The organism is Curtobacterium sp. MCPF17_031 (assembly GCF_003234035.1).
In the GTDB taxonomy this organism is placed as follows: Bacteria; Actinomycetota; Actinomycetes; order Actinomycetales; family Microbacteriaceae; genus Curtobacterium.
Genome location: NZ_QKSG01000002.1, coordinates 139,752 through 161,476 on the forward strand (window position 1 = coordinate 139,752; position 21,725 = coordinate 161,476).

The 21,725-nt window shown below is 71.6% G+C and carries 21 protein-coding genes and 1 pseudogene; 10 read left to right on the plus strand and 12 right to left on the minus strand.

Going from position 1 to position 21,725, the window contains the following annotated elements; genetic code table 11:
* Positions 1–111: 111 nt before the first annotated feature.
* The gene (locus DEJ31_RS03670) at positions 112–336 is read left to right on the plus strand and encodes a DUF3107 domain-containing protein (RefSeq protein ID WP_110903262.1); all 225 of its coding nucleotides are present in this window, start codon (positions 112–114) and stop codon (positions 334–336) included.
* A gap of 10 nt (positions 337–346) precedes the next feature.
* Positions 347–643: a hypothetical protein gene (locus DEJ31_RS03675; RefSeq protein WP_110903263.1), complete on the plus strand. Its 297-nt coding sequence runs from the start codon at positions 347–349 to the stop codon at positions 641–643.
* Positions 644–748: 105 nt separating this feature from the next.
* Here DEJ31_RS03675 and DEJ31_RS03680 read toward each other — a convergent pair whose 3' ends face one another.
* On the minus strand, positions 749–1,462 hold the full coding sequence (locus tag DEJ31_RS03680; protein ID WP_258366129.1) for a ferritin-like domain-containing protein: 714 nt from the start codon (positions 1,460–1,462) through the stop codon (positions 749–751).
* An 84-nt stretch (positions 1,463–1,546) separates the two neighbouring features.
* On the opposite strand from DEJ31_RS03680, the gene DEJ31_RS03685 reads away from it, so the two are divergent.
* Positions 1,547–3,115, plus strand: coding sequence for a DEAD/DEAH box helicase (locus tag DEJ31_RS03685; RefSeq protein WP_111121365.1), 1,569 nt, complete (start codon positions 1,547–1,549; stop codon positions 3,113–3,115).
* A gap of 211 nt (positions 3,116–3,326) precedes the next feature.
* On the opposite strand, the gene DEJ31_RS03690 is transcribed toward DEJ31_RS03685, so the two are convergent.
* Positions 3,327–4,199 (minus strand): PHP domain-containing protein, encoded by an 873-nt coding sequence (locus tag DEJ31_RS03690; RefSeq protein ID WP_110903264.1) that lies wholly within the window; start codon positions 4,197–4,199, stop codon positions 3,327–3,329.
* Positions 4,200–4,361: 162 nt separating this feature from the next.
* On the opposite strand from DEJ31_RS03690, the gene DEJ31_RS03695 reads away from it, so the two are divergent.
* The gene (locus DEJ31_RS03695) at positions 4,362–5,846 is read left to right on the plus strand and encodes an aminopeptidase P family protein (protein ID WP_111121366.1); all 1,485 of its coding nucleotides are present in this window, start codon (positions 4,362–4,364) and stop codon (positions 5,844–5,846) included.
* Between the two features lie 10 nt (positions 5,847–5,856).
* The gene (locus tag DEJ31_RS03700; protein ID WP_220033207.1) at positions 5,857–6,330 is read left to right on the plus strand and encodes a GNAT family N-acetyltransferase; all 474 of its coding nucleotides are present in this window, start codon (positions 5,857–5,859) and stop codon (positions 6,328–6,330) included.
* A gap of 162 nt (positions 6,331–6,492) precedes the next feature.
* Here DEJ31_RS03700 and DEJ31_RS16820 read toward each other — a convergent pair whose 3' ends face one another.
* On the minus strand, positions 6,493–7,638 hold the full coding sequence (locus tag DEJ31_RS16820) for a general stress protein (RefSeq protein ID WP_146236700.1): 1,146 nt from the start codon (positions 7,636–7,638) through the stop codon (positions 6,493–6,495).
* A gap of 92 nt (positions 7,639–7,730) precedes the next feature.
* On the opposite strand from DEJ31_RS16820, the gene DEJ31_RS03710 reads away from it, so the two are divergent.
* Genes DEJ31_RS03710 through DEJ31_RS03720 form a run of 3 tightly spaced genes read left to right on the plus strand, consistent with a single transcriptional unit; the run spans position 7,731 to position 10,810 of the window.
* The gene (locus DEJ31_RS03710; protein ID WP_110903266.1) at positions 7,731–9,062 is read left to right on the plus strand and encodes a magnesium transporter MgtE N-terminal domain-containing protein; all 1,332 of its coding nucleotides are present in this window, start codon (positions 7,731–7,733) and stop codon (positions 9,060–9,062) included.
* A gap of 46 nt (positions 9,063–9,108) precedes the next feature.
* Entirely contained in the window at positions 9,109–9,657 is a 549-nt protein-coding gene (locus DEJ31_RS03715) for a DUF1003 domain-containing protein (protein ID WP_110903267.1), read from the plus strand.
* Complete coding sequence (locus tag DEJ31_RS03720) at positions 9,650–10,810, plus strand: Mrp/NBP35 family ATP-binding protein (RefSeq protein WP_111044660.1); 1,161 nt, start codon at positions 9,650–9,652, stop codon at positions 10,808–10,810. Before DEJ31_RS03715 ends, DEJ31_RS03720 begins: the two co-directional genes overlap by 8 nt.
* Before the next feature lie 15 nt (positions 10,811–10,825).
* Here DEJ31_RS03720 and DEJ31_RS03725 read toward each other — a convergent pair whose 3' ends face one another.
* Positions 10,826–11,200: a twin-arginine translocase TatA/TatE family subunit gene (locus DEJ31_RS03725; protein WP_110903269.1), complete on the minus strand. Its 375-nt coding sequence runs from the start codon at positions 11,198–11,200 to the stop codon at positions 10,826–10,828.
* A gap of 63 nt (positions 11,201–11,263) precedes the next feature.
* On the opposite strand from DEJ31_RS03725, the gene DEJ31_RS03730 reads away from it, so the two are divergent.
* Positions 11,264–11,896 (plus strand): O-methyltransferase, encoded by a 633-nt coding sequence (locus DEJ31_RS03730; RefSeq protein ID WP_110903388.1) that lies wholly within the window; start codon positions 11,264–11,266, stop codon positions 11,894–11,896.
* A 411-nt stretch (positions 11,897–12,307) separates the two neighbouring features.
* On the opposite strand, the pseudogene DEJ31_RS17700 reads toward DEJ31_RS03730, so the two are convergent.
* The 4 genes and pseudogenes from DEJ31_RS17700 to dapE all read right to left on the minus strand — a co-directional run.
* A pseudogene (locus DEJ31_RS17700) lies at positions 12,308–12,535 on the minus strand (AAA family ATPase); the annotation flags it as partial.
* Between the two features lie 225 nt (positions 12,536–12,760).
* Positions 12,761–12,931 carry a DUF3117 domain-containing protein gene (locus tag DEJ31_RS03740; RefSeq protein ID WP_017887054.1) on the minus strand — a complete coding sequence of 57 codons (171 nt, stop codon included), beginning with the start codon at positions 12,929–12,931 and terminating at the stop codon, positions 12,761–12,763.
* A gap of 106 nt (positions 12,932–13,037) precedes the next feature.
* Complete coding sequence (locus DEJ31_RS03745) at positions 13,038–14,285, minus strand: mannosyltransferase family protein (protein ID WP_258366130.1); 1,248 nt, start codon at positions 14,283–14,285, stop codon at positions 13,038–13,040.
* A complete protein-coding gene (gene dapE, locus DEJ31_RS03750; RefSeq protein WP_110903271.1) occupies positions 14,282–15,364 on the minus strand; it encodes a succinyl-diaminopimelate desuccinylase in 1,083 nt (360 codons plus the stop codon). Before dapE ends, DEJ31_RS03745 begins: the two co-directional genes overlap by 4 nt.
* Before the next feature lie 96 nt (positions 15,365–15,460).
* On the opposite strand from dapE, the gene dapD reads away from it, so the two are divergent.
* Positions 15,461–16,444, plus strand: coding sequence for a 2,3,4,5-tetrahydropyridine-2,6-dicarboxylate N-succinyltransferase (dapD, locus tag DEJ31_RS03755; RefSeq protein WP_110903272.1), 984 nt, complete (start codon positions 15,461–15,463; stop codon positions 16,442–16,444).
* A 1,028-nt stretch (positions 16,445–17,472) separates the two neighbouring features.
* Here dapD and DEJ31_RS03760 read toward each other — a convergent pair.
* The 4 genes from DEJ31_RS03760 to DEJ31_RS03775 all read right to left on the minus strand — a co-directional run bounded on the left by DEJ31_RS03760 (position 17,473) and on the right by DEJ31_RS03775 (position 21,701).
* Positions 17,473–18,771, minus strand: a complete 1,299-nt coding sequence (locus DEJ31_RS03760) for a citrate synthase (RefSeq protein WP_110903273.1) — start codon at positions 18,769–18,771, stop codon at positions 17,473–17,475.
* Between the two features lie 179 nt (positions 18,772–18,950).
* The gene (gene dapC / locus DEJ31_RS03765; RefSeq protein WP_110903274.1) at positions 18,951–20,069 is read right to left on the minus strand and encodes a succinyldiaminopimelate transaminase; all 1,119 of its coding nucleotides are present in this window, start codon (positions 20,067–20,069) and stop codon (positions 18,951–18,953) included.
* A gap of 3 nt (positions 20,070–20,072) precedes the next feature.
* Entirely contained in the window at positions 20,073–20,387 is a 315-nt protein-coding gene (gene fdxA / locus DEJ31_RS03770) for a ferredoxin (RefSeq protein ID WP_110903275.1), read from the minus strand.
* A 39-nt stretch (positions 20,388–20,426) separates the two neighbouring features.
* Positions 20,427–21,701 carry a PIG-L family deacetylase gene (locus DEJ31_RS03775; protein WP_111121235.1) on the minus strand — a complete coding sequence of 425 codons (1,275 nt, stop codon included), beginning with the start codon at positions 21,699–21,701 and terminating at the stop codon, positions 20,427–20,429.
* Positions 21,702–21,725 lie beyond the last annotated feature (24 nt).

A 21,725-nucleotide genomic window follows, 5' to 3' on the forward strand; every position in this document is an offset into this window, starting at 1 on the left:
GCGGGCCGCCCGCGCCGGGCTGAGGATGCCCTCGTGGGCCCGCGGCGAACGCCTCGTGCGCCCGCGGCGAACGCTCGGGGCCGGCCGGTGGCGCTCGACTAGGGTGAGGTCGTGGACATCAAGATCGGCATCATCAACAGCCCCCGCGAGATCGGTTTCGAGACGGCACAGACCGCCGACGAGATCGAGACCGCCGTGTCGGACGCCCTCGCGGCCAAGGCGACGCACATCTCCCTCAAGGACGACAAGGGCCGCCGTTTCATCGTGCCGGTCGCATCGCTCGCGTACGTCGAGGTGGGCTCGGAAGAGTCCCGCCGCATCGGCTTCTTCGCCTGACGCTCCCCGCATGGAGCTCCTCTTCGCCGTCCTCGGCGGGATCCTCCTGGGGGCGGTCGCCCACGTGGTCGTGCCCTGGCGCACGACCCGTGGGGTGCTGATCGGCCCCGTGGTCGGCGGCATCGTCGCGGCCGTCCTGTGGGAGGTCCTGACCTGGGCCGGTTGGTCGTACGGCGGGACCTGGATCTGGGTCGTCGCCCTGGTGGGTGCCGGCGTCGTCGCGCTCGTCGTCGAGGTCGTGTTCGGCCGTCGCCGCAGCGCAGCCGACGAGGCGCACTACGAGCGGATGGTCAAGCAGGGGGCCTGAGGCTCTCCTGCGTCGACCTGTCGCGGCGCTGGCAGATCGCTGTGTCGACCTGTTGCGGCGCTGGCGGATCGCTGTGGTGGGGCCGGACCGCTGCCACCGCGCCGCTCAGGCCGTCAGGCCGAGCGCGTCCATCCGGCGCGTGTGCGCGGCGATGAGTTCGGTCCAGACCGGCTCGAGCCGCTCCTGGTCCTCCCGAGCATGGGAGGCCAGCGCCGACCGGGCGACCAGCAGCGTGTCTCCCACGAGCCGCCGGCCCCACATCGCCAGACGGGACGCCACCACGGGGTCCTCGTCGATCCGGGCCGTGAGTTCCTCGACCACGGCTGGCTCTTCCCGGGTGTCGAACACCGTGCGCAGGCGCTGCCGGACGTCGATCGGCAGCGAGCGCAGCAGGTTCGCGAACAGGTCGTTGAGGATGCCGGCGGTGACGTACCCCGTGAGCATCGACTCGTACCAGTCCGCACCGCTCGTGCGCTCGAGGAAGCGGTCGATCGCGTCCCGGTGCGGGGCCATCAGATCGGCCGGCTCCTTGCCGCCACGCTCGATCTCGGCCACGATGGCACGGTGCCGCTCGAGAGCGGTCGTCGCGAGCACCCCGGTGACCAGACGGCCCGAGAGCGTCGGCGCACCGGCGCCGGCACGGCCCATGGTCTCGTACAGCGACAGCTGCAGGTAGGCGGCCTGGCCGAGGTAGACGTCCAGCTCCGGGCTGACGTCGTCCAGCTGCAGACGCTCGACGGTCCCGCTGCGCGGGTTCCGCGACGCGAGCCAGGCTGCAGCGAGCTGCCCAGCACGCTTCCGGTTCCACCACGACACCACCCGCCCAGCATACGGGTCGGGTGATCCCCCTCCGGCACGTCGGTAGACTGGCCCGGACTCCTCCCCACGAACAGGGTGAACTTCTTGACTTTCTCAGAACTCCAGATCGAGCAGGACATCGTCGATGCGCTCGCGAGCAAGGGCATCATCGAGCCCTTCCCGATCCAGCAGCAGACGATCCCGCTCGCCCTGACCGGCCAGGACATCATCGGTCAGGCCAAGACCGGCACCGGCAAGACCTTCGGGTTCGGCCTGCCGCTGATCCAGCGCATCGGCGCCGACCCCGCACCGGGTGTGAAGGCGCTCGTCGTCGTCCCGACCCGTGAGCTCGCGGTGCAGGTGAGCGAGGACCTCGAGTCCGCGATGGTCAACCGTCCGACGAAGCTGGTCTCCATCTACGGCGGCAAGGCGTACGAGGGCCAGGTCGAGCAGCTCAAGGCCGGCGCGCAGATCGTCGTCGGCACGCCCGGGCGTCTCATCGACCTGCAGCGGCAGCGCCTGCTCGACCTCTCGCACGTGCAGGAGATCGTCCTCGACGAGGCCGACCGCATGCTCGACCTCGGGTTCCTGTCCGACATCGAGCGCATCTTCCAGGCGGTCCCCGAGGTCCGGCACACGATGCTCTTCTCGGCCACGATGCCGGCACCGATCGTCGCGCTCGCCCGCCGCTTCATGTCGCGTCCGGTGCACATCCGCGCGACGGACCCCGACGAGGGTCTGATGCAGGCGAACATCAAGCACGTCATCTACCGCGCCCACTCCCTGGACAAGGACGAGGTCATCGCCCGCATCCTGCAGGCCGAGGGTCGCGGCAAGACCGTCATCTTCACCCGCACCAAGCGCGCCGCAGCCCGCATCGTCGAGGAGCTGAAGGACCGCGGATTCAACGCCGCCGCGGTCCACGGTGACCTCAACCAGGAGCAGCGCGAGCGCGCGATGGCCGCCTTCAAGGCCGGCAAGCGCGACGTCCTCATCGCGACTGACGTCGCCGCCCGCGGCATCGACGTGGACGACGTCACGCACGTCATCAACCACACGATCCCGGACGACCCGGACACGTACCTGCACCGCGCCGGCCGCACCGGTCGTGCGGGCAAGACCGGCATCGCGGTCACGTTCGTGGACTGGGACGACTTGCACAAGTGGACGCTGATCGACAAGGCACTCGAGTTCGGCATCCCCGAGCCCGTCGAGACCTACTCGTCGTCGCCGCACCTGTTCACCGACCTGGACATCCCGGCCGGCACCAAGGGCCGCCTGCCCGGCACCACGTCGCACGCGGCGACCGCCGGCACCGAGAAGTCGTCCGCCGGCTCGCGATCGGGCTCCGGCTCCGGCTCGCGTTCCGGCAGCGCCGGTGAGTCCCGGTCGCGCAACCGCAGCCGGTCCGCCGGTTCCGAGCAGTCCGGCTCACGTCGCACCTCGGGTGACCGTCCGGCGGCGGAGCGCACTGCTCCCGCCGAGGACGCCACCGCCCAGGCTGCCACGGCGCATGCCGCCACCACCCCGGCCGACGGTGCGCCGTCCTCCCCCGCCGGTGACGAGTCGGGCGACGGCACGCAGAAGCGTCGCCGCCGTCGCCGCCGTCGTGGCGGCAGCGGCTCGTCCGAGGCGACCGCCTCGATCCCGCAGGGTTCCTCGGACGGCGAGTAGCGCCTCCAGACCGATCGGCCCCGTCACCCCGGTGACGGGGCCGTCGTCGTTCCCGGGCCCGCTGGCGGCTCGGCGGCGGTGTGGTGCGCGAAAGCGACAGATCTGCGCCGGATTCCTCGCGCGATCTGTCGCTTTCGCGTCTCCGTCGCGCACCGCGCCGCCGGACGGGAGGCCCGCGGCCGGTCCCGCAGGACCGGGTCAGGCGGGCGCGTCAGAACAGGCGCGAGCCCGGGCCGACGACGGGCGCGCTGCCGGTCGCCTGCTCGACGATCGCGTCGAACGAACGACGTGCCGTGCGGTGCTCGCCGAGGCGGTTGGGTTTGCCCTCGCCGTGGTAGTCGCTCGACCCCGTGACGAAGAGCCCGAACTGCGCGGTCCAGTCCAGGAGCGTCCGCTTGCCGTGCGCCTGGTTCTCGCGGTGGTCGACCTCGAGACCTGCGAGACCCGCGTCGACGAGCTCGCGGAGCATCGGCTCGTCGATCACGATCCCGCGCGAGGACGCCGCCGGGTGTGCGATCACGGGGACACCACCCGCTGCACGGATCAGCTCCACGCCACGCAGCGGGGTCGGGGCCTCGTGCGGCTCGTAGTAGCCGGAGGACGGGTGCAGGATGCCGCGGAACGCCGCGCTCCGGTCGGTCTCGAGGCCGAGTCGGACCAGGGCGTCGGCGATGTGCGGGCGACCGATCGTCGCGCCCTCGCTCGACTCGGCCAGGACGTCGTCCCAGGTGATCGGGTGGTCGCGGCCGATGGCGTCGACCATGCTGCGAGCGCGGGTGAGGCGGCCGTCGCGGATCGCGGTGGTCTCGGCGACCAGGCCCGGGTCCTGCGGGTCGACCAGGTAGCCGAGGACGTGCACGCTGCGCCAGCCGATCCGGGTGCTGAGCTCGAGCCCTGGCACCAGCGTCATCGGGAGCTGCCGGACCGCTTCGGTCGCCTCGTGCCACCCCGCGGTGGTGTCGTGGTCGGTCAGGGCGACGCCGTCGAGGCCGCTGGCCGCCGCAGCCCGGACGAGGTCCGCCGGGCGCTCGGTGCCGTCGGAGACGCTCGAGTGAGCGTGCAGGTCGATGAACGGATCAGGCACGCCGCAATGCTATCCACAGGTCACCAGCCGGTCGGACGCCGTTCACAGAAGCGGGTCGTCCACGAGGGTCCGCCCGACATGAGCGCGGTCACCTCCGGCGTGGAGCACGTGCGGACGCCGGCGCCGGAGCCTGATCGGTGGAGCGGTGGGATGATGGGACGCATGGCCGACTCCACTCCCCGCGCGACGAGCAACCGCTCCACCACTCCCGGCTCGTCCGTCTTCAAGGACCACATCGCGTCGAACTGGGCGGAGCGCGAGCGTCCGCTCCCGGCGCCCCGTGAACAGTCCGCCTTCGCTGCCGAGCGTCGTGCTCGGCTCTCCGAGCTGCACACCGGCCGGACGCTCGTCATCCCTGCCGGGCAGGCGAAGGTCCGGTCGAACGACTGCGACTACCCGTTCCGCCCCCACTCCGCCTTCGCGCACCTGACCGGATGGGGCACGGACACCGTCGTCGGTTCCGTGCTGGTCCTCACGCCGAGCGGCAGCGGACACGACGCCACGCTCTACTTCCGTGCGACCGCCGGCCGCGACTCCGAGGAGTTCTACGCCAACCCCGAGATCGGCGAGTTCTGGGTCGGCCCGCGCCCCTCCCTGCCCGAGGTCGCCGCCGACCTCGGACTGGCGACGGCCGACCTCGGGGAGCTCGACGGCGTCCTCGACGGGCTCGACGCCTCGGTGCTGGTCGTCCGCGACGCAGACACCGACTTCACGCGTGCGCTCGACGAGCGTCTGGGTGCGACGGTCGGCGGCGCCGAGGAGCAGGACGACGCCCCGGCGACGGCGGACGTGCTCTCCCGCGACCTGTCCGAGCTGCGCCTGGTGAAGGACGCGTACGAGGTCAACGAGCTGCGCAAGGCCGTCGACGCCACGCAGCACGGCTTCGACGACGTCATCGCCGACTTCGACGCCGTCCTGGCGCACCCCCGCGGGGAGCGCATCGTCGAGGGCACCTTCAACCGCCGTGCCCGCGCCGACGGCAACACGGTCGGTTACGACACGATCGCGGCTGCCGGCCACCACGCCTGCATCCTGCACTGGACGCGGAACGACGGTGCCGTGCAGCCGGGGGACCTCATCCTCATCGACGCCGGGGTCGAGGTCGACTCGTTCTACACGGCAGACATCACCCGCACGCTGCCGGTCAGCGGCACGTTCTCCCCCGTGCAGCGGATGGTCTACGAGGCCGTCCTGGAGGCTGCCGACGCGGCGTTCGCGATCGTCAAGCCCGGCATCACCTTCCGGGAGGTCCACGCGACCGCCATGCAGGTCATCGCCCGGAAGACGGCCGAGTGGGGCTTCCTGCCGGTCTCCGCCGACGAGTCGCTGCTGCCGGAGAACCAGTTCCACCGCCGCTACATGGTGCACGGCACGAGCCACCACCTCGGTCTCGACGTGCACGACTGTGCCAAGGCCCGGCGTGAGATGTACCTCGACGGCATCGTGCAGCCCGGCATGGTGTTCACGATCGAGCCCGGGCTGTACTTCCAGCAGGACGACCTGACCGTGCCGGAGGAGTTCCGCGGCATCGGTGTCCGCATCGAGGACGACGTCCTGGTGACCGAGGACGGGGCCGAGAACCTCTCGGCGCACATCCCCAGGACCCCCTCGGAAGTGGAGGGGTGGATCGCCCGCACTCCGCGCTAGCCTGGGGCTCGTGAGCGCTGAAGCCCCCTCGAGCACCTTCCTGATCGACGTCGAGCACTTCGACTCGCCCGACGCACAGCGGTTGCGTGCAGCCCAGCGCATCGAGATCGACAGCACGTACGGCGCGGACACCGAGCCCGGCCCGAAACCGACGGCGGACTCGATCGCGGTGTTCTTCGTGGCGCGTGACGGTGACGGCACCCCGGTGGGCTGCGGCGGCCTGCGGATCGTCGACGACGGCATCGCCGAGGTGAAGCGGATGTACGTGCGGACGGAGTCCCGCGGATCCGGTGTCGCGGCCGCCATGCTGCGTCGGCTGGAAGAGGCGGCGCTCGACCTCGGGTCGCCGGCGCTGGTCCTCGAGACCGGCAGCGAGCAGAAGCGGGCGATCGCCTTCTACGAGCGTGAGGGGTTCAGCCGCATCGCAGCCTTCGGCCCCTACGTCGGCGCCGACCGCTCGGTCTGCTACTCGAAGATCCTCTGACCGGCGGGCGCCGACCAGCGGGCGCCGACCAGCGGGCGCCGAGCAGCAGGCACCGAACAGCAGGGGCCGGGCAGCGGGCCCTGCACTCGGCTCGCCCGGCAACGAGGAGGGGCTCCCGGACCATCTGGTCCGGGAGCCCCTCCTCGTCAGCGCGGGTGGTGGTCAGTCACCGCGTTCGTCCTCGCGACGAGCCTGGTCGGTGTCGACCGTCGCACGCTCGCCCGTCTGCTCCTCGGACTCGGGAGCGGCGGTCCGCTCGCCGTAGCGGGGGCCGTCGTTCGTGCCGTGCTGCGCCGAACCCTCGGGGCGCTGTGGCGGGTTCACGCCGCGGTCACCGGAGGCGTCGCGGGCGGCACCGTCGTTGGTGCCGTACCGCGGGCCTCCCGTCGAGTCGCGGCGAGCGTCGTCGGCGGGAGCCCGGCGAGCGGAGTCGTCGTCCGTCCCGTAGCGGGGACCGTCGTTGGTGCCGTAACGGGGACGGCCGTCCGGCGTCGGTGCCGCCTGCTGGCCGGTGCCCGGCTGCTGGTGCGGCGTGGCGTGGCCGCCGTAGGGCGAGCCCTGCTGCCCCTGCTGGCCCTGCTGGCCGTACTCGCCGTACTGCGGAGCACGGCCCTGCGTCGGCACACCCTGGCCGGGACCGCCCTGCGGAGCACCACCCGGCCCGACCCCGGGACGCCACGGCTGCTGGCCGACCTGACCCTGCTGTCCGACCTGACCCTGCTGGCCGTACTGCCCCTGCTGGCCCTGTTGCCCGTACTGCCCCGGCTGTCCGCCTTGCTTCGGGTTCCCAGCACCCGGCTGGTCCCACGCCGTGTGCTGGATCGCGCCGGCCTGCCCGAGGATGCGCTGCGCCTGCCCGGAGAGCTCCGGCTCGACGACGATCTGGTAGTTCGTGGCGAGGACCTGGTGGACGCTCGTGAAGTCGCGCTGTCGCTTCGTGATGGCGAAGGAGACGATGCCGTAGAGCATGCCGAAGCCTGCACCGATGACCGCTGCGGCGGCGAAGAGCCCGCCGGCCGACGGTGAGAAGAGGGTGAGGACGATGCCGAAGAAGAACCCGAGCCAGAGCCCGGAGAGCGCTCCCGCGAGGGCGGCGCGGCCGTAGGTCATCTTGCCGGTGACCCGCTCGACGGTCTTGAGGTCGTTCCCGACGATGGCCAGCTTGGCGACCGGGAAGTCCGCTTCGGCGAGCTTCGCGACCACGCGCTGTGCTTCCGGGTAGCTGTCGTAGGTGCCGAGGACGTCACCGCGGGGCAGCGTGGGGAACGCCTGTGCCGTGCGGCCGCCGAAGGGGCTCTGAGTGCTCACACAGTCATCATCCACCGGGCTCCTTGCGATCGCACGAGAACCACCAGGGAAGGGGCGGCGAGCGCGCCGGGACGAGCGACTACGCTGGACGGGTGAGCGCCTCGAAGGTCTTCGTCGCCCGCTTGGCCGGGTGCTCCGTCTTCGACCCCGCGGGCGATCGGGTGGGTCGGGTCCGGGACGTCCTGGTCGTCTACCGCCGGGTCGACGCCCCGCAGGTCGTCGGGTTGATCGTCGAGGTCCCCGGCAAGCGCCGGATCTTCGTCAGCATCGGCCGGATCACGTCGATCGGCGCCGGGCAGGTCATCACGACGGGCCTGGTCAACATGCGCCGCTTCGAGCAGCGCGGTGGCGAGGTCCGGGTGATCGCGGAGATCCTCGGCCGCAAGGTGCTCATCAAGAAGGAGCAGATCCGCGCGACCATCGAGGACGTCGCGATCGAGGACCACGGGCAGGGCGACTGGTCGATCGCGCAGCTCTTCCTCCGCAAGCCGAAGACCACGCCGTCGCCGTTCGGCAAGGGCCCGACGACGTTCGCCGCCTGGAACGAGGTCACCGAGGACGAGCTGCCGGGTGAGTCGCAGTCGGCCGAACACGTGATCGCCGCCTACTCGGACCTGGTGCCCGCCGACCTGGCCTCGACCCTGCTCGACCTGCCGTCCGAGCGACGCTTCGAGGTCGCCGAGGAACTGCCGGACAACCGTCTGGCCGACGTCCTCGAGGAGATGCCGGACCAGGAGCGGATCGAGATCCTCTCGGCGCTCCGTGACTCCCGTGCCGCCGATGTCCTCGACCAGATGCAGCCCGACGACGCCGCCGACCTGCTGGCGCAGCTGCCGGCGGAGCGCAGCGAAGCCCTCCTCGAGCTCATGGAGCCGGAAGAGGCGCAGGACGTCCGGATGCTGCTCGAGTACGAGCCGGACACCGCGGGTGGTCTGATGACCACCGAGCCGGTGATCCTGTCCGCCGACTCGACCGTCGCCGAGGGCCTCGCCCTGATCCGGCGCCACGAGCTGGCCCCGGTGCTCGGGGCCGCGGTCTGCGTGACGCTGCCGCCGTACGAGCCGCCGACCGGCCGCTTCCTCGGCCTGGTGCACTTCCAGCGGATGCTCCGGTACCCGCCGAACGAGCGCCTCGGCACCCTGATCGACCAGCAGACCGAGCCGGTCAAGGTCGACGCGAGTGCCGCTGAGGTGACCCGCGTGATGGCGACCTACAACCTCCTGTCCGTCCCCGTGGTCGACGACGCCCACCGACTCGTCGGGGTGGTGACCATCGACGACGTCCTCGACCACGTCCTGCCGGACGACTGGCGGAGTCAGGACGAGGCCGACGCCAACCCGGGCGCGGTCTCGCGCCCCCGCTCACTGACACGCAGAGCACCGCTGACCTCGGGAAGGAGGACGACTCGTGGCACGCACGGATGAGAACCGCAGGGAACGACCCGAGGAACGTCTCGACTCCCCGAAAGGCATGCGCACCCGCGTCCTGCCGACCCGACGCCGAGGGCGCGGGGACGCGTTCGGTCGCGCCACCGAGGGCATCGCCCGTGCGATGGGCACGCCCTGGTTCCTCATCGGCCTGACGCTCTTCTGCGTGCTCTGGATGGGGTGGAACACGCTGTCGCCGAAGTCGTGGCAGTTCGACTCGGCGGCGATCGGCTTCACCGCCCTCACCCTCGTGCTCTCACTGCAGGCCTCGTACGCGGCGCCGCTGATCCTGCTCGCGCAGAACCGCCAGGACGACCGAGACCGTGTGCAGTTCGAGCAGGACCGGCAGCGGGCCGAGCGGAACCTGGCAGACACCGAGTACCTCGCCCGCGAGGTCGTGGCACTCCGCCTGGCGATGCGCGACATGGCGTCGAAGGACTTCATCCGCGCCGAGCTGCGGTCACTGCTCGAGGAGCTCGACCGCCGCGACGGCGAGCACGAGGACCTCGACGACCTGGACGACCGAGACCGGGACCGCGCGCGGGGCCAGGGGCACGACCGTGGCCACGACCGTTCGGCGACACGTGGCTGACGTCTCCCGGCCGGAGGACCAGCTCGGCACGGCGGTCCTGGCTGCCCTCGGCCGCGTCATCGACCCCGAGATCCGCCGCCCCGTGACCGAGCTGGACATGATCCGAGGGGTCGACGTGCAGCCGGGAGGCTCGGTGCGCGTCGACCTGCAACTCACGATCGTGGGGTGTCCGGCTGCCGACACCATCGAACGCGACGTGCACGACGCTGCGGCGTCCGTCCCTGGAGTGACGAGCGTCGCGGTCGACGTCGACGTGATGTCGCCGGCGCAGCGGGCCGCCCTGACCGACCGGCTGCGGGCGGGCCGACCGAAGGGCGTCCAGTTCACGCCGGACTCGCTGACGAGGGTGATCGCGGTGACGAGCGGCAAGGGCGGCGTCGGCAAGTCCACGGTGACGGCGAACCTGGCCGTCGCCCTCGCTCGTCGCGGGCAGCGGGTCGGCATCGTCGACGTCGACGTGCACGGCTTCAGCATCCCGGGCCTGATGGGCCTCACCGACGAGCACGGCGTCGCGCCTCGCCCGACCCGCGTGGACAGCATGATCCTGCCGCCGGTCGCCCACGAGGTGAAGGTCGTCTCGATCGGCATGTTCGTCGACGACGTCTCCACCGCGGTGTCCTGGCGCGGGCCGATGCTGCACCGGACGGTCAACCAGTTCCTGTCCGACGTGTGGTTCGGCGACCTCGACGTGCTCCTGCTCGACATGCCGCCCGGCACCGGTGACGTGGCGATCTCCGTCGGCCAGCTGCTGCCGCACGCCGAGGTCCTCGTCGTGACCACGCCACAGGCTGCTGCGGCGGACGTCGCCGAGCGCAGCGGGATCGTCGCCCGGCAGACGGGTCAGCGGGTGATCGGCGTCGTCGAGAACATGGCGGGACTCGTGCAACCCGACGGCAGTGTGCTGCACCTCTTCGGCGAGGGCGGCGGCGACGAGACCGCCCGACGGCTCTCCCGCGGGCAGGACGCCCCCGTGCCGGTACTCGGCCGGGTGCCGCTCTCGGTGCCGCTGCGTGCCGGGGGTGATGCGGGCCTCCCGGTCGTGCTGGGTGACCCGACGGACGCCGCAGCCGTCGCGCTCGACGCGGTGGCCGACCGGCTCACCGCGATGGGGCGCGGCCTCGCCGGACGGAGGCTCGGCCTCTCGCTGTCGTGAGGCGGCCGGGCTGCGTCAGGTCGATTCGGCGTCGTACGGTGCCGCCTCGCCGGCTGCCAGCGGCACGATCGGCGCGGGCGCACGGACCTTCGACGCAGTCACCGTCGCCGCGGCCGCAGCCGCCTCGGCACCGGCGGACGGGGAGTCGAGCAGGGCGTCGCGGATGATCCGACGCGGGTCGTACTGACGCGGGTCCAGCTTCTGCCAGTCCACGTCGTCGAAGTCGGGGCCCATCTCCTCGCGCATCCGGTCCTTCGCGGTGTCCGCAAACCGGCGGACGGCCTTGACGAAGTCGGCGAGCTTCTGGGCGTACACGGGCAACCGCTGCGGCCCGAGCAACAGCACGGCGATGATCCCGATGAGCAGGATCTTGTCGAGCTGGATGTTCACGGGAGCGAGCCTAACGCGTGGAGTCGGCGAGTCACCCGTAGAGTTGACCGACGAGGAGTGTGCGTGTCAGAGAAAGACTCGAACTGGAAGTTCGCGGAGGACATCGTCTCCGAACCCGACGGTGTCGCCCGTGCCCGTGAGCGCTCCCTCGAGCTCGGGGTCGAAGCCGTCTCACCCGCCATCGGCGCGCAGATGAGCGTGATCGCCGCCGCCTCGCGGGCGACGAGCATCATCGAGATCGGCACCGGGCTCGGCGTCTCCGGGCTGTACCTGCTCGCGGGTGCACCCGATGCGACCCTGACGACGATCGACGTCGAGATCGACCACCAGCAGGACGCCCGGGACGCCTTCATCGCCGCCGGCACCGCGCCCGGACGGGTCCGACTGATCCCGGGCCGCGCGGCGCAGGTGCTGCCGCGGATGAACGACGCCTCGTACGACGTCGTGCTCATCGACGCCGACCCGGAACACGTCATCGAGTACGTCGAGCACGGCCTGCGGCTGGCGAAGACCGGTGGCACCGTGCTCGTTCCGCACGCCCTGTGGCGCGGCAAGGTCGCGGACCCCGTCAAGCGGGACCGCGCGACGACCGACTTCCGGCTGCTCCTGACCGAGGTGTCCACCTCCGGTGCGGTCCGCAGCGCCCTGTCCCCCGCGGGCGACGGGCTGCTGCAGATGACGAAGCTCACCGACTGACCGAGGCCGCACGGCGTGCCGCCCGCGGGTTCGCCGAGGTCGCACGGCGTGCTGCCGGATGCCCCACTCCCCCACCTCGAGGACGGTCGCGTCCGGGAACGCGGCGAGCACCGGCGAGTGCGTCGACAGGATCACCTGACCGACACCGTCCTCGACGATGGACTGCAGGAGCGCGATCAGCGACAGGCAGCCCGAGAACGACAGCGCCGACTCCGGTTCGTCGAGCAGCCACAGCCCGGGCCACCGCGCCCGGTCGATGACGAAGTCCAGGAACGACTCGCCGTGGCTGCGCTCGTGGAACCGCGGCTCGGGGCGGCTCGGGTTCGGGTGCTGCTCCAGGTAGGTGAAGAAACCGTGCATGGTCTCGGCACGCAGGAAGAACCCACTGCGCGCTGCCCCGAAGTCGCGAACCAGGCGGATGTGTTCCCACAGGTCGGACTCGGACGGTCGTGTCGAGTGCCCGGACCCGGTCGATCCGCCCTCCGGCGCCATGCCGAACGCCAGTGCGATCGCCTCGACCAGGGTCGACTTCCCGACGCCGTTCTCACCGACCAGCACCGTGACGGGACCGAGTTCGAGCCCCTCGTCGAGCAGCTGCCGGACCGGTGCCAGGGTCGCCGGCCAGTCGTCGCGCGGCATCGGGTCCGGGTCGAGGTACTCCTCGATGCGGCGGACCGGCAGGTTGCGGACGCGGTCCCGGGGCACGTGACCATCATGCCGGGCGGGACCGACAGCCTCCAGGTCGTGTCTCCGCGATCGAGTCTCGGCCGGCGAGTCATCCCCACCGGGTCTCCGCCGATGCCGGACGCACGGAAGGTCCGGGACGTACGCGTCCCGGACCTTCCGTGGTGGTGCGTCGACGAACTAGGCCGAGACGACCTCTGCCAGTGCGTCGTGGAGTTCCTTGGCCTCGGCGTCGTTGACCGAGACCACCAGGCGGCCTCCACCCTCGAGCGGAACCCGCACGATGATGAGTCGACCCTCCTTGACAGCCTCCATCGGCCCGTCGCCGGTCCTCGGCTTCATTGCTGCCATCAGATTGTCCCCTTTCGTGCAGTACGAACAGGGGCCATTATCCCGTAGACAGGCACGACTGCGAAACCGCCCAGGTCGGGGGTGCTCCCTGAGCGCACCCTGAGCGTCACGGCGGCGTCCAGTCGTACCCGTCCACCCACCAGCAGAAGTACAGCCAGGTCCACTGCAGGACGACCGCCAGGACCACCATCGCGACCCGGTAGACCCGCGATCGGGGCAGCGCGACGACCCCGAGCAGCGGAGCGATCGGCAGCAGGATCCGCCACGTGCTGGACTGCGGGAAGAACACCGCCAGCAGGTACACCAGGTACGCGACACCCCAGAGTCGGAGCTCCAGGCCGATGCGCCGAGCGGCTGGCTGGAACACCACGGCGACGAAGCCGGCCAGCACCACGACCAGCAGGATCGTGCCCGCCGGCTGGTGGAACCACCACCCGAAGCCCTGCACCCAGGGGGTGAAGGGCACGAGTTCCCCCCAGCCGATGTACGACGACCGCCAGGCGAGCTCGGTGTCGGTGTACGCGCGGGGCACACCGGTGGCGGCCCAGGCGATCGCGGGCCAAGCCAGACCGACCAGTCCGGACACCACGGCAACGATCGCCGGGGCGACGGCCGTCCGCACCGTCAGCCGCTCGGGCATCCGGAGCCAGGCCGGACGGAGCACACCGACGACCACGAACAGGCCCATCAGGAGGGCGAACGCCAGACCGGTCGGACGGGTGATCCCGAGGAGCAGGACCACGGGCAGCATCGCCCAGTACCGCCGCTGCACCAGGAGCAGCAACGCGACGAGCAGGAGCAGCAGGCCCATCGCCTCGGCGTAGGCGACCTGGAACATCACCGAGACCGGAGCGACGCAGAACAGGACCGTGGCGAAGGTCGCGCGGGCCGGGTCGAGGAAGCGCCCCATCAGACGCCGGAAGACCAGGGCCGCGCCCCAGCCGGCGAGCAGCGACACTCCGACGGCCACGAACTCGAACGATGCGCCGGTGACCGTCATGAGTGCCCGGACCGTGAACGGGTACGCGGGCATGAACGCCCACGCGTTCTCGGTCACGTGCCCGGCGGCGTCGATCGGCAGCGTCGACGGGTAGCCGGACGCGGCGATCACCCGGTACCAGGCGCCGTCCCAGATCGAGGCGAACGACAGGTACGACGGGTGCTGCACCGTGAACGAGTTCGCGGTCTGGATCCGCGCGAAGCCGGACATCAGCGCCGTCGTCAGGACGCGCGAGAGCGTGTAGACGACGGTGATCCGCAGCCACCACGGCAGCAGCCGCCACCGGACGACCACCCACGACCGCCCCGCTCGCGGCGACCGTGCGCGGGGCACGGCCGACGAGGCGGTGGTCACGCCGTCAGCCACCGCCGCAGCCCGTCCTCGACGGCCGTGATCTGGGCGACGGGGACCTGTTCGTCGTCGTGGTGCGCGAAGACCGGCTCGCCGGGGCCGTAGTTCACGGCCGGGACGCCGAGCGCGGAGAACCGGGCGACGTCGGTCCAGCCGTACTTCGGCCGCGGCGCCGGACCGCCGACGGCCGCGACGAACTGCTGCGCCAGCGGGGCGTCGAGGCCGGGGCGGGCGCCGGCTGCCAGGTCCACGATCGTGACGTCGTAGCCGTCGAAGAGCTCACGGATGTGCGCGACGGCCTCTTCCGCCGAGCGCGACGGCGCGAAGCGGTAGTTCACGTGCACCATCGCCTCGTCGGGGATCACGTTGCCGGCGATGCCGCCCGAGATGCCCACGGCGTTCAGACCCTCGCGGTACTCGAGCCCGTCCACCGTCACCGTGCGGGGCTCGTACGCGGCGAGGGTGGCCAGGATCGGGGCGGTCTTGTGGATCGCGTTGTCGCCGATCCAGCTGCGCGCACTGTGGGAGCGCTTGCCGGACGTGCGGACCTCGGCGCGCAGGTTGCCGTTGCAGCCACCCTCGATCTGCGCCCCCGACGGCTCCCCCAGGATCGCGAAGTCGCCGGCGAGCAGTTCGGGCCGCGTGCGGGCCAGACGACCGAGGCCGTTCAGCGCGTCGCTGACCTCTTCGTGGTCGTAGAAGACCCACGTCACGTCGACGTTCGGCGCGACGAGGTCGACCGCGAGCTTGAGCTGCACCGCGCAGCCGGCCTTCATGTCGACCGTCCCGCGCCCCCAGAGGATCTCGGTGCCGTCGTCGGCGGTGCGGAACTCCGTCGGCAGGTTGTCGTTGAGCGGCACGGTGTCGATGTGCCCGGCGATCACCACGCGACGTGCGCGACCGAGCTGCGTGCGGGCGACGACGGCGTCCCCGTCGCGGACCACGTCGAGGTGCTCGAGCGGGGCCAGGGCGGCTTCGATCGCGTCGGCGAGGGCACCTTCGTTGCCGGACACCGATTCGATGTCGCAGATCGCGCGGGTGATGTCGATGGACGAGGCGGAGAGGTCGAGCGGCTGCGGCATGCGGGCAGCCTACCGATCGTTCCCCGCAGGTCGGCAGTTCTCCACAGGAGTCCGGGTGGACGGTCTCCGGAGGTGGCTGCTCGCTACCCTCGGAGGGTGACCGAGACGACCCCGCAGCCCGACACCTCCGACAACTCCCGCGCCTCGCACGCGTGGGGCCACGGCCTCGCGACGATCGCCTCTGACGGCACCGTGCTCGACACCTGGTTCCCGACGACGCACCTCGGCCGGGTGCCCACCGACGCGACCGTCCCCGACGAGCTCGTCGCGGCCGCCGGTGACGACCCGCGCCGTGACGTCCGGATCGAGACCGTCACCGTCGAGATCGCCATCGACGACGCGCCCGCGAGCACCCCGGACGCCTACCTCCGCCTGCACCTGCTCAGCCACCTGCACGTGCGGCCGAACGAGATCTCCCTCGACGGCGTCTTCGGCCACCTGCCGATCGTCGCGTGGACGAACGCCGGCCCGGTGCTCCCCGAGACGCTCGCCCGGCTGCGGCCGACCCTGCAGCGCGCCGGGATCGCCGTGCACGCGATCGACAAGTTCCCGCGGCTGGTCGACTACGTCGTGCCGGACCGCGTCCGCATCGGCGACGCCAACCGGGTCCGACTCGGCGCCCACCTGGCACCGGGCACCACCGTCATGCACGAGGGCTTCGTCAACTTCAACGCCGGCACCCTCGGCGAGGCGATGATCGAGGGACGTGTCTCGCAGGGCGTCGTCGTCGGCGAGGGCACCGACATCGGCGGCGGCGCGTCGATCATGGGCACGCTCTCCGGCGGTGGCACCCACCGCGTGCGGCTCGGAGCACGTGCCCTGCTCGGCGCGAACGCCGGGCTCGGGATCTCGCTCGGTGACGACTCCGTGGTCGAGTCCGGACTCTACGTCACCGCCGGCACGAAGGTCGTCCTGGTCGGCGCCGCACCGAACCCGGACGGCACACCCCGCACCGTGAAGGCCGTCGAGCTCTCGGACGCGCCGAACGTCCTGTTCCGCCGCAACTCCCTGACCGGGGCGGTCGAGGCGCTGCAGCGGAAGGGCGAGGGGATCCAGCTGAACACCGCGCTGCACGCCTGACACGCGCGTACCGGCGCGACCAGCCAGGAGGCCCGTCACCCGTCCGTCGGACGGGTGACGGGCCTCCACTGCGTCGCAGGGAGTTGCAGGTCACCGCGGAGACGGGACCGGGACCGGGCCCGGGCTCGGGCTCCGCTCGCTCTGGTCCTCGGCTCCGGTCCGCCGCCCAGTCCGGTCGGGTCCGGTCCGGTCGGCTCCGCCGCCCAGTCCGGTCCGCGCCGGTCCGCCGCCCCGGCGGCCACGCACGCGATCAGCCCGACGAACGGCTGAGCGGGCGGAACACCAGGCTGCGGCGACGGACGTCCACGGAGATCCGCCCGCTCGCAACCGAGGCGCCGGGGGCCGGTGCCGGTCCACGAGCACCGCACCGGGCCTCCAGGCCGTCGCACCACCCACCTGCTGGACCCGCACGTCCGACGAGCGGGCGGAACACCAGGCTGCGGCGACGGACGTCCGCGGAGTTCCGCCCGCTCGCGACCGGGGCACCGGGGGCCGGTGCCGGTCCACGAGCACCGCACCGGGCCTCCACGCCGTCGCCCGACCCACCCGCTGGACCCGCACGTCCGACGAGCGGGCGGAAGACCAGGTGCTCTCGCGGAACAACCGCGCGTTTGCGCCCGCTCGCGCTCGCCCGAGCGGTCGAGCCCGCTCGGGCGCGGCGAAGAGCACTCCGGGGCGGCCGAGCTCGACGGGCCGAGCTCTGTTCGGGCGCGAACGGGCGGAAGGCCAGGGTGGGCCGCCGCGTGACCGCACCGTTCCGCCCGCTCGGCGGCGGCGGCGGCGGGAGGACGGGACACGGACGGCGCGATCCACCCGGGCACGGCGCGGACACGCGCGTCGCCCGCGACACGCGGGACCCGCACGACGCGAGCGACCCGCCCGACCCGCTGGACCCGAAAGACCCGAACGCGGACGTGTGCGGACGTGTGCGGACATGCTTGGAGGCCCGGCGCCGGTCCACGAGACCGGCTCCGGGCCTCCAGGCGGTCACGCCCACCCCTCCGGAGGCGAGCGGACCGACGGGCGCGTCAGCGCTGCGGCACGTGCCGCTCCGGGTACCCCACGTACAGCTGCTGCGGGCGCCCGATCTTGTTCAGCGGGTCGTTGTTCAGTTCGCGCCACTGCGCGATCCAGCCGGGCAGCCGACCGATGGCGAACAGCACCGTGAACATCCGCGGCGGGAAGCCCATCGCCTTGTAGATGATGCCGGTGTAGAAGTCGACGTTCGGGTAGAGCTTGCGGCTGACGAAGTACTCGTCCTCGAGTGCGATCTGCTCGAGTTCCTTCGCGATGTCGAGCAGGTCGTCCTGCACGCCGAGTGCCTCGAGGACCTCGTCCGCGGACTCCTTGACGAGCTTCGCTCGGGGATCGTAGTTCTTGTAGACGCGGTGTCCGAAGCCCATGAGCTTCACCCCGCGCTCCTTGTTCTTCACCCGCTCGACGAAGCGCGTCACGGGCTCGCCGGAGTCCTTGATCTGCTGGAGCATCTCGAGGACGGCTTCGTTCGCGCCGCCGTGCAGCGGACCGTAGAGGGCGTTGATGCCGGCCGAGATCGACGCGAACATGTTCGCCTTGGTCGAGCCGACCAGCCGGACGGTCGAGGTGGAGGCGTTCTGCTCGTGGTCCTCGTGCAGGATGAGCAGTCGGTCGAGGGCCTTCGAGAGCACCGGGTTCGGCTCGTACGGCTCGGCCATCGTGCCGAAGTTCAGCCGCAGGAAGTTGTCGACGAAGGACAGGCTGTTGTCCGGGTAGAGGAACGCCTGACCGATCGCCTTCTTGTGCGCGTACGCGGCGATGACCGGGAGCTTGGCGAGGAGCCGGACGGTCTGCAGTTCGACCTTCTCGGGATCGTCGACGTCCATGTCGTCCTCGTAGTACGTCGACAGGGCGCTGACCGCACTGGACAGCACGGACATCGGGTGCGCCGAGTGCGGCAGCGCGTCGAACAGGCGCCGGAGGTCCTCGTGCAACAGGGTGTGGCGGCGGATCCGGCTGTCGAACGCCTCGAGCTCACTCGGGGTCGGCAGCTCGCCGTAGATGAGGAGCCAGGCGACCTCGAGGAACGTGCAGTTCGCTGCGACCTCGGCGATCGGGTAGCCGCGGTAGCGGAGGATCCCCTGGTCGCCGTCGATGTAGGTGATCGCGCTCTTGGTGGCCCCGGTGTTCACGAAGCCGTAGTCGAGCGTGTTCAGCCCGGTCTGCTTCTTGAGCGACGAGATGTCGATCGTGGAGGCGCCGTCGACGCTCTGCAGGATCGGGAACTCCGCCGTTCCCCCCGGGAACGTCAACGTGGCCGTCTCGGTCGCCTGTTCGGCACCGGGGCTCACGGGGACGGGCGTCGTGGGCGGTGTGGCCGTCTTCTGAGCGTCGTTGGCAGTGTCAGTCACGCTGGACAGCCTAATCGCGGCGACTGTCGCTCGGGTACATGCAGCGGCTCCGGAGTTGGTGTGGAACCACTGTTGCGCGGACGCGTCGCGGGTGGGCGGGTGTTCGTCCGGGAGGCCCGTCAGCCGTTCGCGACCCGGCCCGCGCTGGCGAGACGCTGGGCTGCGGCGGCGATCCGGTCGTCGGTCGCGGTCAGCGCGACGCGCACGTGTCGGGCGCCGGCCGCCCCGTAGAACGTGCCCGGGGCGACGAGGATGCCGTGCTCGGCGAGCCACGCGACGGTGTCGAGCGCGGGCTCGTCTCGGGTCGCCCAGAGGTACAGTCCGGCGCCGCTGGCGTCGATGCGGAAGCCGGCACGTTCGAATGCCGTCCGGAGCACGTTCCGCCGGTTGCGGTACCGGGTCTTCTGCTGTTGGACGTGCGTCTGGTCCTCGAGCGCGACGATCATCGCCTGCTGGACCGGCAGCGGCGGCATCATGCCGGTGTGCTTGCGGATCGCCAGGACGTCCGCGAGCAGGACCGGGTCGCCGGCGACGAAGGCTGCGCGGTAGCCGGCGAGGTTCGACTGCTTCGACAGCGAGTAGACGCTGAGGACACCGTCGAAGGAGTCCCCCACCACACGCGGGTCCAGGATCGTCGGCGTCGGCGTGGTGTCGTACGGCGCGTCCCAGCCGAGTTCGGCGTAGCACTCGTCACCGACGATGACGGCACCGAGTTCGCGGGCCCGGTCGACGGCGGCGCGGAGCTGCTCGATCGAGAGCACCCGCCCGTCCGGGTTGCCCGGGGAGTTCAGCCAGACGAGCTTCGTGCTGGACGGCCAGGTGGCGGGATCGTCGGCGGCCAGGGCGTCGGCGCGTACGAGGGCTGCGCCGAGCTCGTAGGTCGGGTACGCCGCTTCCGGGAACACGACCGTGTCACCGGGGCCGAGGCCCAGCCAGAGCGCCAGTCCCGCGATGAACTCCTTCGACCCGATGGTCGGCAGGACGTGGTCGGCGGTCAGCTGGACGCCCTGCCGCCGGCCGTACCAGGCGGCGATGGCCTCGCGGAGGGCCGGGGTGCCGGCGACTTGCGGGTAGGCGTGCGCATCGGTGGCGTCGGCCAGCGCGCGACGGACGACGTCAGGCGTGGGGTCGACCGGCGAACCGACACTGAGGTCGACGATCCCGCCGTCGTACGCCGTGGCACGCTGCTTGTACACCGCGAGCTGGTCCCAGGGGAAGTCGGGCAGGTCGAGCGGCACGGGTCAGGCCCGCGGCTGCGCCATGACGACCGGGTGGTCAGCGTGGATGACGCCGACCTTGGCCGCACCGCCGGGCGAACCGATCTCGGAGAAGAACTCGACGTTGGCCTTGTAGTAGTCGGCCCACTGCTCGGGGAGGTCGTCCTCGTAGTAGATGGCCTCGACCGGGCAGACCGGCTCGCAGGCACCGCAGTCGACGCACTCGTCCGGGTGGATGTACAGCGACCGGTCGCCCTCGTAGATGCAGTCCACGGGGCATTCGTCGATGCACGCGCGGTCCTTGACGTCGACACAGGGCTGGGCGATCACGTAGGTCACGAGCGAGTGCTCCCTTCCGGGGGTTGAGCGACTGCCAGCCTACTCGTGCGGGGCTGCGACCACGGACCGCTCGCCGTCCGTCGGTCGCTGCCCGTCCTTCGGTCGCTGCCCGTCCGTCGGCCGCTGCCCGTCCGTCGGTCCCTGCGCACGGAGCCCGGTCAGGTCGGGCCAGGCGAGCACGAGCATGGCGACGACCGCCGGCCCGAACGTCCAGAAGTAGCCCGCGGGGTTCGCCAGGACCAGCGGGGAGGTCGCTCCGGCCACGGCGACGAGCACCTGGGTGGCCAGGATGATCCCGATGCCGGCCGCAGCGACGAGCAGTCGCGATCGGTACAGCAGGCGGACGCCGACGACGATGCCGATCACGATGAGGGTGGTCAGGACCATGCCGATCGGCGCAGTGCTCCACGAGCCGATCTCGACGGTCTGCTGGTGCGTGATCGTGCCGAGGGCACCGACGAGGACGCCGACCACGGCGGCCACGACGACCGCGGTGGCCTTCCCCTGACCGGACATCTCGGCGTAGGTCTGCGGGGCGACGGGGACCGGGGGCGCGTCGTGGCGGAAGGCCTCGAGCGCCGGCACCTGGTGCCGGACGCCGTGCGGCATGACGTACGACAGCGACGAGGGGTCCTGCGGGTCGGCGGGGTCGACCGCGACCTGGCTGCGGTACTGCTCGAGTGCTGCCCGGACCCGGCCGCGCACCGGGCGCACGTCGACGGTGAGGTCCGCCAGCCCGGAGTCGGCGTCCACGATCATCGAGAACGGGACCTCCTCGGCCCTCGCCGCGTAGCGGGCGGCGGCGTGGATGCGGAGGTGGTCCGGGTGCCCGTAGCCGCCGTCGTCGCCGTAGCTGACCACCGCGTCGGCGCCGGTCGAGCGGATGGCGGCGCGGACGTCGTCGACGACCTCGCCCAGGTCCGCGCGGGTCAGCGAGTCCTCCGGAGCGTCACCGGCCGAGGTGGCGCGGCCGTCCGGACCCCACTGCATGCCCGAGTCCGTGTACCGCCGTGCCGGGAGGTCCGTGGGCCGGGCTCCTGGACCGCCGAGCCAGAGGTGCGCGGGGCCGCCCAGTGCTGCCAGCGCGGCGGCGATCTCGGTCTCACGGTGCGCGGCGACCCGGAGGCCGTCGCCGGCCATCGGGGCGAGCTCGCTCGTGAGCATCTCGCCGCGCTCCCCGCGGGTCGCCGTCAGGACGGTCACGTGGGCGCCGAGTTCGAGCAGCGTCGCGATGGTGCCGCCGGACGCGAGCGTCTCGTCGTCGGGGTGCGCGTGGACGAAGAGGACGCGCTCAGGGCGTGTGACCGTGGACATCGCCTGCAAGCGTACGGGACGCCG